Here is a 15,642-nt window from a genome sequence, read left to right as displayed (position 1 = left end):
TTTAGTTTAATCAAAAAACTTTGATTGCTATAAAGTGAGTTAATACGCAGTGATGTTTCTATAAATCTTGCAGGAAAAACATCAATGCAGAAGTTCAAGTGATAATTATTACATCTTTAAGGTTTAGTGATTAATAATAAATAATTTATAGTTACTTTAACAATTAATAACATTACTTTTAGTTGTACAGTTTTTAAGACAAAATGTTTTTTTAAAATGCTTTGGTAAGTTAATTAAAGTAAGCGATGAGTTTTTTGATTTATAACGACGTTATCATTAGAAAAAATAACTTTTTAAACTACGCTAAAAGCGTAATACTTAATAATGATATATTTATTGGAAACTATGTTGTTTTTATTTAAATAATTAAAATTATTCATAATTTATGAGTGCTGAATTAGCTTCAAGGTATTAAGAAACAAGGTATTTAGATTAGCAGTAATTATCTAAGAAGCGCGAAGGCAGTTGTACTAGATATAGGTATTTTGAAGCGAGTTATGTTGTAGTGCACAGTGTAATCTTAAGAATAAAATAATATACAGTAGACTTAACTTACGCGGCTAGTTCAATTAAAGCTAATTAAACAACGTAGCCAAAGGATGTGTAATGAAAAAGATTATATTTTTCCATTTGCTGAATGACTATAGTGGTAGCCCTAAAGTATTATCGCAGGTTATTGCGGCAATTTTAAAAAAAGGAATAAATGTGGAGTTGTTTTGTGGTGGAGGTAAAAATGGATTTCTTTCTTCTGTTCCTTGTGTGCAAAGACAATATTTTTACCGACGATTTAATAGTAAGTACATTACGCTTCTAAGTTATAGTCTTTCACAGTTTATTTTATTTTTTAAATTGCTTAGTTACCGTAAATCTTCTACAGTTTTTTATGTGAATACAATGCTTCCTTTTGGTGCAGCATTAGCTGGTAAGATTTTACAAATCAAGGTTTTTTACCATATTCATGAAACATCAGTACATCCAAAATTATTGAAGCTTTTTTTGCGTTGGATGGTGGATAGGTGTTCCAGTAAAAATATTTTTGTTTCGCATTTTTTAGCTGAGGAAGAATATTTCCCCAAGATAAAAAGTCGTGTAATTTACAATTCAATTTCACAAAATATGGTACGTATAGCAGCAAATCATATATATAAGATTAAACCTAGTAACAAGATTTGCATATTGATGATTTGCTCTTTAAAATCTTACAAAGGGATTAATGAACTCATAAGTATTGCAAATTTATTGGTTTATAATAAGGCGATTACATTTCAATTAATTTTAGGTGCTAGTGACGCTCAAGTGGCTAGATTTTTTTCTGATACAAAACTGCCAGATAATCTAGTTATAACTTCACAATGTGACGATGTTATTCCTTTCTATAAAAAAGCGAGTGTGTTGCTTAATCTTTCAAAGCCAAAGGAGTGGGTAGAAACTTTCGGGCTAACTATCCTTGAGGCGCTTTCATTTGGTATCCCTTGTATCGTTCCACCGGTAGGTGGACCTGTCGAATTGGTGTCTAATGATAAAGAAGGATATTTAATAGATTCAGGTCGAGTAAAAGAAATTTCTACTAAACTAGAATTTTTGCAAAAAAATCCTGATACGTGTTTTCGATTATCTAAGGCTGCAAAAATTAAATCGCTTAGTTTTTCAGTTAATAATTTTGAAAGCAATGTGCTTGCAGAATTCAATGATCTTTAAATTAGCTATTATCGGCACGGTAGGTCTCCCAGCTAAATATGGTGGATGGGAGACGTTATCAGAGCAATTAATTATTTATTTAGATCAAAAGTATGAAATTTCACTATATTGCAGTTCTATGTCGTACGCGTCTCAGCTAGTCAAATACCGTAATGCTAACTTAATTTACCTTCCGTTACAAGCTAATGGCGTGCAAAGCATTTTTTATGACATTGTTAGTATGTTGCATGCTTATAGAAAAAATGATGTTTTGCTAATATTAGGGGTGTCTGGTTGTGTAGCATTACCATTTTTGAAGCTGCTGACTAACAACAAGATTGTTGTTAACATTGACGGCTATGAATGGAAGCGTACCAAGTGGTCTGCTTTGGCTAAAAAATTCTTGAAATTTTCAGAGGCGGTAGCTGTTAAATACTCAGATGCCATTATTACTGATAATAAAGTGATTCAGGATTATGTGCGTAGCGAATATAGACGTGAAAGCACACTCATTACATATGGTGGAGATCATGCCATAACAAGTATATTATCAAAGTCAGATTTACAGCGTTATCCGTTACTTGCTCAGCCTTATGCATTCTCAGTATGCAGGATTGAGCCTGAGAATAATATTCATGTTATTATCGAAGCATTTAATACCAGTAGTTTACCATTAATAATTGTTGGAAACTGGAAATATAGTGAATACGGAAAAGTATTGCAAGACAAGTATGCAAATAAACAGCACCTTCATTTACTTGATTCTATTTACAATAGCGACGAGCTTAACCTTTTACGCAGTAATGCTACCATTTATATTCACGGCCACAGCGTAGGTGGAACTAATCCATCTTTAGTGGAGGCCATGTGGCTAAGTCTGCCTATTATTGCTTTTGATGTTTCATTTAATCGTATCTCTACTGAAGGCTGTGCAAAGTTTTTTTCATCTAGTCAGGCACTTATTGACAGCGCTGTAAATCTTTTCGCTAATCAAGCTGAACGCGCACAATTGAGTAAAAAAATGCATGAGATTGCAGTGCGTCGTTATCGTTGGGATAGTATATCTGCGCAATATGATAACTTATTTAAGTCGCTACTTTTATCTAATGAAGGTTAGTATGTTGAATGATGTAAATAATCATGTTGTTGTTAAAAAGCCAACAATACTTTTGACTGGTGGAACTGGCTTTGTGGGATGTTCAGTACTAAGAACTCTAATAAATCTTGAGTATCCAGTTGTTAATATTACGCGTAAAAATATTATACCAACGCTGCACGGTGTACAGAATTTTCTTATTGGATCGTTGATAAATGAAATTGATTGGAAGTCTTTCTTGTCAGGAGTGAACGTAGTTATACATGCAGCTGGCTGCGCGCATGTCATGTATGACATTCATCGTAACCAATTGCAAACTTTTCGTAAAGTTAATGTGGACGTTACGCTTAAACTTGCCAGGCAAGCAGCAACTGCTGGTATAAAACGTTTTATTTTTATAAGCTCAATAAAAGTGAATGGTGAAGAGACTAGCGCTCGCTCAGCATTTACATCGTTTGATATACCTATGCCTCTTGACGATTACGGGAGATCGAAGCATGAGGCTGAGCAAGCGCTTCTAGAACTAGCTGGACGGATATCTATGGAAGTAGTGATAATAAGGCCTGTGCTGGTGTATGGCCCAGGCGTGAAAGCAAACTTTGAGTGTATGCTTTCTGTCGTCAATAAAAAATTACCACTGCCATTTCGTGCTATCAATAACCGCAGGAGTCTTGTTTTTATTGATAATCTAGTAGATTTAATTTGTGTATGCATTAATCACCCAGCTGCAAAAAATCGGGTATTTTTAGTAAGTGATGATGATGATTTGTCTATTGGGCAGATTTTAGAAAAACTAGCGGTTGCCCTACATACATCGCCATACCTTTTTACTGTTCCAAAATTTTTGTTAAATACAGCAGCGTTGCTGACTGGTCAGAAAAAAATTCTGCAACGCTTGTGCGGGTCACTTCAAGTGGATATGACTGATACGCGTGAGCGTTTAAGTTGGACTCCTCCAGTTAGTGTTGATGAGGCTTTTGCTGTCACTGCTAGATATTTTCAAGAACAGCAGGCAGGTAAAGTAAATAGTTGCATAAATAGTCTAGTTAAAATGCCCATATAGATGGATGATTATACAGATTATATCTAAATAATTATGACGTTTTCTTATTAAGTGCTCATATATATTATGCATTTTATGTGATGCCATACAATTGAGCCGCGAAGATGGCATAGCTAAAAGTTATATTCAGTAGATTAAGTGTATTTAGTTTTAGTAGCCAAGTCTGCTTTTAGGATAATTTATATCCTAATTATAAATAGAGAGATGTAAACATTATCGTATCAAATTATGTAGTTTACAGATAATTTTTTATATTTTAGAGCTGCATACTATATCTGGCCATGCATTTGTCAGATTTTGATGTCTTACATTATGTTTTTTATATTACACTTTAATATAGTGTAGAAAAAGAAATACATGAATCTTTTATTCATAATTTCGTACCTGTATAAAATACAATTTTATGTTTGTAATGAGCATTACCGTAGATGTCTATACTTTCTGTATATAATATGCCTTTTTATTTATTTGCGGTATTTGTGGTGACAATAGAGTAACTCTGTGTGTTTATTATTTTTTAATATATAGTAGTTGGCGATCAATTATAACGAACTAGGAGGTCATTCATATAGTTTTTTTTGTCTAAATAATTTTTTATCTTAGAGCTTCTGGCTTATTCACAGAAATAGATGTTGTTAGGGTAAATGGTAATGGTGGTATTTACTACTCATATTTATTCCTGTTGTGCTGTCATGGCTCTGGATTAAACAACCTTGCATTTTGCATACAAAAGAGATTATGCCCTCATATATCTTAGGTGTTTATTAGGATTGCTATAAAGTTTTTTAAATTGGCTTGAAAGGCTCTAAGTGAGAGATTGGTGAGGCATGAAACGTTTTTTTGATTTTATATTAAGCTTATTTGCACTAATTATATTAGTAGTCCCTATTTTTCTTATTACCATAGCAGTTAAATTAACATCTAAGGGTCCTGCGCTATATTGGTCTAATCGTATCGGTATGAATAATATGCCATTTAAGATGCCGAAGTTTCGTTCAATGCATGAAGGCACCCCAATTGTTGCGACACATTTACTATTAAACTCTTCTAAATATTTAACACCAGTTGGAAACTTTCTGCGCAAATCTAGTCTTGATGAGTTGCCACAACTATGGAGTATTATTGTTGGTGATATGAGCCTTGTTGGACCAAGGCCTGCACTTTTTAATCAATTCGATCTTATCGAGTTACGTACAGGGAAAAATGTACACCGTATACGGCCAGGGCTTACTGGGTTAGCACAAATTAGTGGCCGTGATAAATTACTTATCACGGCTAAGGTTGACTATGATGCTTATTACGCAAAAAATATAAGCATTATTTTTGATATCAAAATTTTGATTTTGACAACTATTAATGTAGTCAAGCGAGTTGGTGTTTTGTATTAGCGCCACATAGCAGCTTACGTTGTACAGTGTATTTTAACCTGTGTTAATAGTGTAGCTAGAAAGATTTTTATATAACGCATGAACGGTTGGTGAGTCATGATAAACCAGTTACGTGCTTGGCTATTAAAACTTCCTCGCCATCAAAAACGACTGATACAGGTACTAGCAGACACTGTACTGGTTTTTTTAGCACTATGGATAGCATTTTTAGTTCGTCTCGGAATCAGTGAGATGATTAACCCTTTCAGAATACACCTGGTATTATTTTTACTGTTGCCAGTGATTGTAATTCCATTGTTCAGTTGTTGTGGTATGTACCGCGCTATTATGCGTTATTTTGGTAACGATGCGCTCATAACCATTATTAAAGCAGTCAGTTTATCAGCATTGATTTTTGGGATAGTGCTCTGTTGGTATAACAAGCATCAAAATATTGCGCCTCAGTCTATTATCTTTAACTATTGGTGGTTGAGCTTAATAATGATTGGCGGTCTGCGTCTAACTATGCGCCAGTACTTTGTAGGTGATTGGTTTGATGCTGTCCAGCATGCCGAGCTTATCAGTAGTGATGGCTGTCTGCCGCGTGTTGCGATTTATGGTGCTGGTTCTGCAGGTAATCAGCTGGTTGCGGCACTGCGCATGGGGCGGCTGATGCAGCCGGTGGCGTTCATTGATGACGACAACACTATTTCGACCAGTGTCATTTCAGGCCTACAAGTTTATAAGCCTAAGCATATTCAAAGGATGATTAATACAACTGGTGCTCAAGAAATCTTATTGGCGATTCCATCTTCTAATCGCAGTAGACGCCGTGAAATTCTTGAATTTCTTGAAGGATTTTCAATACATGTTCGTAGCGTTCCTGGTTTTATAGATTTTGCGAGTCGCATGATCAAGGTTGATGATATTCAGGAGATCGACATTGCTGATCTGCTTGGTCGTGATTCGATACTTGCACAAGCTGATCTGCTTGGGCGCTGCATTAAAGGGCAGAGCGTTCTTGTAACAGGGGCAGGCGGTTCAATAGGCTCAGAACTCTGCCGGCAAATCCTTGAGCTGAGGCCTAAAACTTTACTTTTGTTTGAACATAGCGAGTTCAATCTTTATGGCATTTTATGTCAGCTAGAACAACGTGTGTATCGAAAATCGTTACCGGTAAATTTGCTGCCTATCCTAGGGTCTGTGCGTGATTCAGCAAAGTTACTTGATGTCATGCAAGCCTGGAGGGTTGATACAGTTTATCACGCCGCTGCCTACAAACACGTGCCAATTGTCGAGCACAATATCGCAGAGGGTGTGCTAAACAATGTGTTTGGTACACTAAATGCGGCTCAAGCAGCAGTTCAGGCTGGCGTTGCGAATTTTGTGCTGATCTCCACTGATAAGGCTGTACGACCAACTAGCGTGATGGGTAGCACTAAACGTCTTGCCGAATTGATATTGCAGGCACTAAGTCGTAAAATTACTCTAGTGTTATTTGGGGATACCGCTAATGTTTCCAGAATAAATAAAACCCGTTTCACTATAGTTAGATTTGGCAATGTATTAGGCTCTTCTGGCTCAGTAATCCCGTTGTTTTACAAGCAGATTAAATCTGGCGGCCCTCTAACGGTTACGCACCCTAAAATTACCCGTTACTTTATGACCATTTCTGAAGCGGCTCAATTAGTAATACAGGCTGGTTCAATAGGGCAGGGCGGAGACGTATTTGTGCTCGATATGGGTGAACCAGTAAAAATAGTAGAATTGGCAGAAAAAATGATTCACTTGTCTGGATTGAGTGTTCGCTCCAGCAAAAATCCTGATGGGGATATTGCTATTGAATTTTCTGGATTACGACCTGGAGAGAAGTTATACGAGGAGTTGCTTATCGGGGATAATGTCGTTGTAACGCAACATCCGATGATTATGAGTGCTAGTGAAGACTATCTGCCTTGGGAGCTTCTTAAACCTAAACTCTTGGATTTACTTACGGCGGTGGATCAGGGTGATTTTAATCGCGTTCGCCAGTTGTTGCGTGATACAGTGAGTGGTTATACCCCAAATGGGGAAATTGTAGATTGGATATACCAGCAGCATCAGCTTAATCAATGAAATTAAAAGTTATGAAAATAATTATGGTAAATCTAGGCCTGGATTAGGTTTATTGCCTTATATAAGGCTAGACGTTACTAACGTAAGAGACATATAAACATATTTTTCATCATGTAATTTTTTGACTGTAGCTCGATATTGCCTAAGTTAAAGGGGCGCCTTTCAAAAAAAGAGTGTGTACTATGTACTGATTACAAAGAGTATCATCAATACAATATATTTATATTTTTAGACTTTTACCTTTCTCGCAAGCATATCCGTAGCTATCACGGCTGCCTCTCCTCTAGATTAGAGATCTAAACGTTGATTATCACCAAGAGAATCAAAGTTAAATGATCCAACAAGATTAATTTCAACGTTGCTAGCGCTAGAATACTGTGCCGTGATCTCTGTTCAGTATTAATATCGCTAATGTTACAATAGCTATTGTCTATCGCGACATTAATCGTCTGTTCAGTGCAGTAAATCACATACTAAAAGTTTAAGGTATTTTCTAATATGTTTTCAGAGAAAAATCTTGATTATATTGCAATTAATAAAGGCTTTAAACTATTACACAATGAATCGATTATTGATTAGTCTTTTCTTTGTCTGTAACCTGATTATTACAAAATGCTAAAGTACGATTTTTATGATATATACTATTGTATATGGTTTTTTAACGTTTTTGGTTAGCACCAGTAACATGCAAGGTTCTGTGTATGACCATTAAAATGGTCTCTACACTAATTTAGTTTGTGTAAAACTGAGCTTTAATTATACCCTGCTGTTAGGCTATGTTGTCTTTGTAAATCCAGCTCAGAAGGCATGGTAGTCAGGCATCAAACCATTACCATATAAAGTTGTATGTATATTTATTTCTATAGGTGATAGGTATGTGGCTATTGATGAACGCATTCAGCATCTTAGTATCATGACCACATAAGATTATGCAATATTATTACGCGACCAGTTCAGTAGCAACAGTTAGCATGGCTGCCGCAATCAGTTTATCTTTAAATTTAAAATTTGTATACATCTTTTTGCGTATCAATGGTTTAACGCTTTATTAACAGTTGTAAACCAGTAAGGCAGTAATGTTGTCATAGTAGCAAAAGCATAAGCAGGCTGTCTCAATTACAAGTTAATGAATTTGAGTTTTGTAGTTTGATGAATAATGCATAAAGCTGTTTTGGGAGGCAGTTTATACTGTAATAAAGTGAGGCTTTTCTGCTCATCATCATAGTCAGCAGCACTAGTATAATTAGATAATTATACTAGTGCATAGAGCGTTGCATCATTGTAAAATAATTACCTAGCTTAGATTTGCATGTTGACTGGCTATTACTTCTATTGTCGTTCAATTGAAACTACAACCTAGCGCGTGCTAAGCTTCCACATAAACTAAATGAGCATGCCGCAATAATGTGCTAAATAAATTTTTAGTGTGTCGGCATAAACCATAACAACATATACTTTATACAAACATGTCAGGCACAAAATAGCGAACACCAAAAGTTTTTTTTGCTGAGATTGATTTGTTATATATATTGATAATGTGTTTGTGTTGAGTATTGGATCGCTGCCTATATGGAGTAAATGTGTAAAATTATCTGCTGGTGTATTACCTATTGCTTGTAGAGATCTATTAGCTTAAAGTACAAACTGTTTAGAATCAGTAATCAGCACTTAGAGTGCTGATTATAAAAAAGTAGTACGATGTGTATATTGCCAAGGCACATTTAGAAAGATACAGGGTATTAAAAAACCAGTTTAACGATCTTGCACATATTTATCATCCGTTTAAGCGTTATGCTTGGTAACGCGCTTGGATTATTCTTTGGTAAATCCAACTTTGTTAGCATTTTATGTAGCATTGGTGATTCTTATTAAAGATAAGCTTTATTAACACTCAAACTTCATCAACAGGATACTTACTAGTATATCGCGATGAATCTTGCCAGCATAAAACTTAGAAAATAAAGCAGATACAGTATACCTGAACCAGGTAATAGCTTCCAGACAGACTACTGCTAATACTATTACGCTATAGTAGCACTATTAGATCGTTCAAGCGCACGTAAATTACTTTCTAGTAACAGCTAGGCATTATGTATTTTGAACTGGCTGATATCTATTAATAATAGACATCAGGTCATGGCGTTCAACATTGTCATCGCCACATATCGCTGCGATACATATCTGATTGCTAGACTAGACTAATTAATTTATACAGCTAGTACTGCTCTTTGATTAGTAATGAAGCTGAAAATTTTTAGTTATTCGTTGTGATAATAATGGAGAGCATTCACGATATGCGTGTAATTTAAGCTAAATGTAGTGCTGGATTGAGTTTACTCTTAGCATGTTGTAGAGCTGCCTGTTGGCGTTAGACCGGCACTAAGTTTTTTAGGTGATCAAGGCTGTCGAGCAACTAGCATTGCTAGTAAAGACAAGACTTAGATGTTAAGCGTTTGTATGCATGTAGGTTTTCGTTGATGGGCATCCAAAACTAGCGCCTATGGATAATTTTTTTAAGCATGTTTTATAAATGTTAGGTGAACCTTGATGTATATGGTCAAGAAGATGGTGGAGGATATAGTTCTTGTCGTTGGCGATAGTATCGATACTGGTTTTTTTAGATAACAAGCAAATAGTAGTTTGTTTTGTTTTGGCAACAACTTAAGGGTAAAAGTTATCAACGATAAAGCAATCAAGGCTTACCTAACAGTGGCGACACAAATGATAAAGATTTAGTGTGACTAACAACTTTACCTGCAAAACTATAAGATAGGATATAATAATCCTAAAATTAAGCGGTGATAACGGTCTTTGCTTGCATTTACCAGCGCAACTAAGATTAGATATTACATCTATGATTGATTAGTATAGGAGAGCTAGTAGTGCTACGGTAATGCTGTTGTGCTCCTTCTGTTGTTATTATTGCCTAGTCATTACAAAAGTAATGCAATCAACAAGTTGTGGGTGCCGGCTTTATTGCTACCAGACGCGTCATAACGTTATTCATATGTTCTGGTTAAGTGTTAGCTATTAAGCTTAATTTTAACCAATAGCGTACAGTATCAATACTGGCAAGGTCGTCTGCTCACCCATGGATGCCATCCAGTTTAGGTAAATGTTAAGCTAGTCAGGCATACTTTCATATGTTCAATAACAACATATGAAAGTACACTAACATAGTGCTTTAATTAATATATGATTACATATCATCAATGATATGTATAAGTTGCGATAGCAATTGGCGGCAATATTTACTTAGAGATACATACTCTGTTAAACAACAGTATGCTTGCTGTCACTATAAAGCAGTTATTAATGTTTTACTCAAATATGAAAACCAGACTAATAACTTATTAATCAATGACAATTGAGTGTGTGATGTAGTGTTTGACAAATAACCTATCTATAAAAATGTGTACGAGATGACAGCACAGTTGTCATCTTAATACGCTGATCAATTTGCAATAATTAGGCGGTTTAATTAAAAAAACCAGTCACGGCATTAGGGCATGACTGGTTTTTTTATTATGAGTGATGCATGGCTAAATATAGGTAATGAAAAGCCGACCCAGGAATGGATCGGCCTGATAACAAACTCAAAAAATATTACTTGCGGCTTGCTTTTTCAAGCATGCGCAGAGCGCGTTCGTTAGCTTCATCAGCAGTCTGTTGTGCTTTTTGAGCGGCAGCCATGGCATCATCAGCTTTACGGTATGCTTCATCTGCGCGAGCTTGAGAGCGAACGGCAGTGCCTTCAGTTGTAGTCAAACGAGTTTCAGTTTCTTTGGAGACGCTGCTGCAACTGGTAGCTAGAACTACGGCCAGAGCTAGAGCAGAGAATTTCAGAACGTTGTTCATCGTGTTCCCCTTTAAGGATATTCCATTAAATAGCTACTTTCTCAAAAGAGCTGATAGCCAATATATATACTACTCATTACTGATAGTATGTAAACTGGCGTAACATACGAAATAAAAAGAGTTCTTCTATCTTATTTATGATGTCTAATTTGTATGGGTGGGTGATTTATATACACAACTACATAAAAAATCACCCTCTTGTATGGAATTAGGTTAAAATTAAGGCTGCATTTATCATATGTTGAGATAGGCAAACAAGTATAAATTTATATATAAAATTATACCTTATGCAGCTTAATTTTATCTTGCTCAGTATTTTTTGTGTGCGTAGGAATGACTTTAAAGGCGTCAGTTTGGTCTCACTTTACAGCTGCAGGTGATTTAAATTATCGATTACTAATTAAGCAAGACCCTTTCTGTAACCACTAGCAGTATTTACATAACAAGCGTATTTTGAGCTATTTTACGATTGATGTTTATGATTAATAGTATAAGGTTGTTTTCTCAAAACCAGCATATAGCAGTGTTGCCATATTTGTTCTAGAATACATAGGTAAAGTAGTAGAAAAGGTAAAAATCATAAAACCTACAAATATGTCTTTATGACTGAAGCGTTGTACATTCTATCATGGTTAGGCAGATCATCAGTTAAAAGACTGATATAAAAGGCAATTGTGTTTGTCTGACCTATATGGTTTTTGGCAAACGTATCTATGTGTACCTTTGTTTTCAACACCTTGCGCTGGTATGGAATATTTGTTGTATTTATTAAGGGGAGTTTTAAGGTTCTAGGTTGAATGTACAGTATTTACTTGCGTGCTTTTATGTAGCATACTACGACAGATTATAGGCATGAGTTATATGCGTTTGCGGTTAGGTAATATCTTTTTAAGTTTAGTATGCATGCTACGTAGAGTAGTTTGAGTAGCGGACCAATCGATGCAGGCATCGGTAATTGATACGCCGTATTGCAGGCCAGCTAAGTCTTTTGGAATTGTTTGGCAACCCCAGTTTAAGTGGCTTTCGACCATTAAACCTATAATTGACTGATTGCCTTCAAGAATCTGGTTTGTAACGTTTTCCATCACCAGAGGTTGTAGGGCCGGGTCTTTATTGGAGTTAGCATGGCTGCAGTCGACCATGATATTGGGCTTGATCTTAGCCTTGTGCAGTGCCTGTTCGCAAAGCGCAACGCCAATCGAATCATAGTTGGGTTTTCCGTTACCACCACGTAATACCACGTGACCGTAAGAATTGCCTGTAGTAGTAATAATAGAAACGCCACCGTCCTGGTTTATACCAATGAAACGGTGTGGACTGGATACTGATTGCAGAGCATTTATAGCGACTGTCAGGCCACCGTCAGTGCCGTTCTTGAAGCCTACAGCAGAAGACAGGCCAGACGCCATTTCGCGGTGGGTTTGAGACTCAGTGGTGCGTGCACCGATACCAGACCAGCTGATCAAATCCTGTAGGTACTGCGGTGAGATCGGGTCTAGCGCTTCGGTAGCTGTAGGTAGACCCATTTCAGCTAATTCTAGCAGTAACTTACGACTAATATATAAACCATCTTGGATCTTAAACGAATCATCTAAGTACGGGTCGTTAATCAAGCCTTTCCAGCCAATGGTAGTGCGTGGTTTTTCAAAGTAGACGCGCATCACTAGATATAAGGTATCCGACATCTCAATCGCTAGTACTTTGAGGTGCTCAGCGTATTTGTGGGTAGCATGGAGGTCGTGGATAGAACAAGGCCCAATCACTACAAATAGGCGGTGGTCAATACCGTCGAGAATATCTCGGATGACTTTACGGCCATTAGTTACAGTCTGCAGAGCGGCATGGCTCAAAGGGATTTCGCGTTTGAGCTGATCTGGAGTGATCAGAGTTTCGCTAAATGCGATATTAAGATCATTGATCGGTAAATCAGTCATCGTGGTACTCGTCAGGATCACTGGTATGTTGGCTGTTAGTTACTTATATGTAGCAGTGATGGTAGCAGAGCGGCATAATTTGAATACATTGGGAGAACGCCTTAGCGCGTAACATTGTCTTGCGACAATTGTTGAGCTAGCTTGAGTCCAGCGCTGGCATCATAGAGGTTTTATGAGTAGAATCACCAATCTGAAGCTAGTCTCATTTATGTGCTATAGTTTTGCATTTTATAACATTTTGCTTACATTTCATATAGGCATATGCAGAATCAAATTCTGCATACTTATTCCTTTATTTACGCATCGAGCAAAGTATATTCCATTGTAATGGTGTGGCTACTTACACAGTAGATGCTGTTGATTTTTCAGTACCATGAAGTCATAAATAATTAGCCTTAGTGTTCAGTCATAGGATACGCAAGTTAACTGCAGCAAACGCTGTTTGGATTAATACCGTATAGGCGTTAGTGTAATGGATGGCTCTAGAGGTGTGACATCAGATTAATGCAACAGTCATACTATCAGGGTAAGGTAAAAAGCGATACCAGATTAGGATACTTAATGCTTACATTTACAGTCATAAAATTTCCTATAGTTATTCTGATCAGATGTTTTCCATGACCAAATTTATGATTAACTATCTACTTTGCACATACCACAATGATATTCGTCAATCCATTTAGTGTTAGTGGCGATTGTATGTTGCATTATTTGTGTTCGACAATGTCGGTAGATTTATAGCGTTCAAAGTCAGTGATATTAAGTCAGCGCATTTAATCTATACATTGCATAGCCTACTCTTAAAAGAGTGTTCTGGCAGCGTAGAACTTAATTACAGCGCAAGCGCCCGTATTTTTTGGGCGGATTCGAAAGATTTATATTTTTAAAATTCTTCACTACTTGGTTTGTTAGCTGACTTAGTATTGTATAACTACCTTGATTGAATAGCTCTGATTAAATAGAGCTGGCTATAGGCTAAATACAGTGATTACAACGATTGAATAGCTGGGGCTAAATAATTTTAGTAATATGGTAGGGTGTGAATCAAGAATTGCAATTTATAAGTTAAATATTAGCAATTTAGGTAAGTCTTGCGAAATGCAATTGGTAGTAGTGCTGATGTATTAGCTAGTTTTATAATGATACCATCGCTATTCTTAATACAGTAATGTACGTATTGTTGGTAAAAATAATAAAAAGTGTTAAATTTATATATGGCCTTTAATGCGGTGATATTATATCATATCAATGATATTCGCGGTGATTATCAGGTTTGAGGGACATCTATGAAACTTCAACAATTGCGCTACATTTGGGAAGTGGCGCATCACGACCTCAATGTTTCCGCTACTGCTCAAAGCCTTTACACCTCGCAACCAGGTATCAGCAAGCAGATTCGTCTTCTCGAAGATGAGTTAGGCATCGAAGTGTTCGCACGTAGTGGTAAACACCTGACTCGTGTTACTCCAGCCGGTGAGCGTATTACTATCACTGCTGGCGAGATTTTACGTAAAGTAGAAAGTATCAAGCAGATCGCCCAGGAATTCTCTAATGAGAAGAAGGGTACACTTTCGATTGCTACCACTCATACTCAAGCACTTTATGCTTTGCCATCAGTGATCCGTGATTTCATCAAGCAATATCCTGATGTAGCCCTGCACATGCATCAGGGTTCACCGATGCAGATCTCAGAGATGGCTGCTAATGGCGCGGTTGATTTCGCTATCTCTACGGAAGCTCTAGAACTGTTTGGTGATTTAGTGATGATGCCGTGCTACCGCTGGAACCGTTGCGTTATAGTGCCCCAGACCCACCCGTTAGCTAAACTGCTCAAGTTGACTATAGAAACTTTGGCTGAATACCCGATTTTAACCTACGTATTCGGTTTTGCCGGTCGCTCTAAGCTTGATGAAGCCTTCAGTCATCATAGTCTTACGCCGAAAGTAGTTTTTACTGCTGCTGATGCAGACGTAATTAAGACTTATGTGCGCCTTGGCCTGGGCGTTGGGATTGTCGCCAAAATGGCGGTTGACGCTAACCTTGATAAGGATCTAGTAGTGCTCGATGCTAGTGAATTATTCGAATCTAGCGTGACTAAGATCGGCTTTCGTCGTGGCACTTTTATGCGTGGTTTCATGTGCGACTTTATCGAGAAGTTTGCGCCGCATCTGACTCGCGAAGTCATGGCTAAGGCGATGCAGTGTAACAACAAGCAAGAACTAGAAAAGCTATTTGATATGGTTGAATTGCCAGTTCATTAAGTAGTGTACTGCGTTAATCATAAAGTATTGACAAATAATGACCATGAAAACTTTAATTTTTTAATCTTTAAACTTACTAGGCAAGCCTTGCTTACTAGCGATCACTTAGTAATGGCGGTTCTTGGTTGTTTTCTATACGTATACCTTAAGTCTGACTATATCTAGCTCTATGAATTCACTAGAAGATAGCATTTTCTTTATGGTTGATTTTGGTTATTTGTAAAATTGCAGGACATGTGCTTTACTAGATTTATTTAGTGTATTGCAATTT

The 15,642-nt window shown here is 36.8% G+C and carries 8 protein-coding genes; 6 read left to right on the top strand and 2 right to left on the bottom strand.

Features of this window, described 5'->3' with window-relative positions:
* Nucleotides 1–606: 606 nt before the first annotated feature.
* The 5 genes from C3B55_RS03055 to C3B55_RS03035 all read left to right on the top strand — a co-directional run bounded on the left by C3B55_RS03055 (nt 607) and on the right by C3B55_RS03035 (nt 7,318).
* Nucleotides 607–1,698 (top strand): glycosyltransferase family 4 protein, encoded by a 1,092-nt coding sequence (locus tag C3B55_RS03055; protein ID WP_129211359.1) that lies wholly within the window; start codon nt 607–609, stop codon nt 1,696–1,698.
* Nucleotides 1,688–2,794: a DUF1972 domain-containing protein gene (locus C3B55_RS03050; RefSeq protein ID WP_129211357.1), complete on the top strand. Its 1,107-nt coding sequence runs from the start codon at nt 1,688–1,690 to the stop codon at nt 2,792–2,794. The genes C3B55_RS03055 and C3B55_RS03050 overlap by 11 nt, the downstream gene beginning before the upstream one ends.
* A gap of 1 nt (nt 2,795) precedes the next feature.
* Complete coding sequence (locus tag C3B55_RS03045) at nt 2,796–3,836, top strand: NAD-dependent epimerase/dehydratase family protein (RefSeq protein ID WP_129211355.1); 1,041 nt, start codon at nt 2,796–2,798, stop codon at nt 3,834–3,836.
* An 827-nt stretch (nt 3,837–4,663) separates the two neighbouring features.
* Complete coding sequence (locus C3B55_RS03040) at nt 4,664–5,224, top strand: sugar transferase (protein WP_129211353.1); 561 nt, start codon at nt 4,664–4,666, stop codon at nt 5,222–5,224.
* Nucleotides 5,225–5,320: 96 nt separating this feature from the next.
* On the top strand, nt 5,321–7,318 hold the full coding sequence (locus C3B55_RS03035) for a polysaccharide biosynthesis protein (protein WP_457912673.1): 1,998 nt from the start codon (nt 5,321–5,323) through the stop codon (nt 7,316–7,318).
* A 3,606-nt stretch (nt 7,319–10,924) separates the two neighbouring features.
* On the opposite strand, the gene C3B55_RS03030 is transcribed toward C3B55_RS03035, so the two are convergent.
* Both C3B55_RS03030 and C3B55_RS03025 read right to left on the bottom strand, forming a co-directional pair.
* Nucleotides 10,925–11,176, bottom strand: a complete 252-nt coding sequence (locus C3B55_RS03030; RefSeq protein WP_129211351.1) for an Lpp/OprI family alanine-zipper lipoprotein — start codon at nt 11,174–11,176, stop codon at nt 10,925–10,927.
* An 857-nt stretch (nt 11,177–12,033) separates the two neighbouring features.
* Nucleotides 12,034–13,110: a 3-deoxy-7-phosphoheptulonate synthase gene (locus C3B55_RS03025; RefSeq protein WP_129211349.1), complete on the bottom strand. Its 1,077-nt coding sequence runs from the start codon at nt 13,108–13,110 to the stop codon at nt 12,034–12,036.
* A 1,286-nt stretch (nt 13,111–14,396) separates the two neighbouring features.
* Between C3B55_RS03025 and cysB the strand changes: the two genes are divergently transcribed.
* Nucleotides 14,397–15,371 carry an HTH-type transcriptional regulator CysB gene (gene cysB, locus C3B55_RS03020; RefSeq protein WP_129211347.1) on the top strand — a complete coding sequence of 325 codons (975 nt, stop codon included), beginning with the start codon at nt 14,397–14,399 and terminating at the stop codon, nt 15,369–15,371.
* The last annotated feature ends 271 nt before the right edge of the window (nt 15,372–15,642 follow it).

This window comes from Candidatus Pseudomonas adelgestsugas (genome assembly GCF_004124255.1).
GTDB lineage: Bacteria > Pseudomonadota > Gammaproteobacteria > Pseudomonadales > Pseudomonadaceae > Aquipseudomonas > Aquipseudomonas adelgestsugas.
The sequence above is the reverse complement of the archived record's forward strand: the minus strand, read 5'-3'. Positions and strand labels throughout refer to the sequence as shown.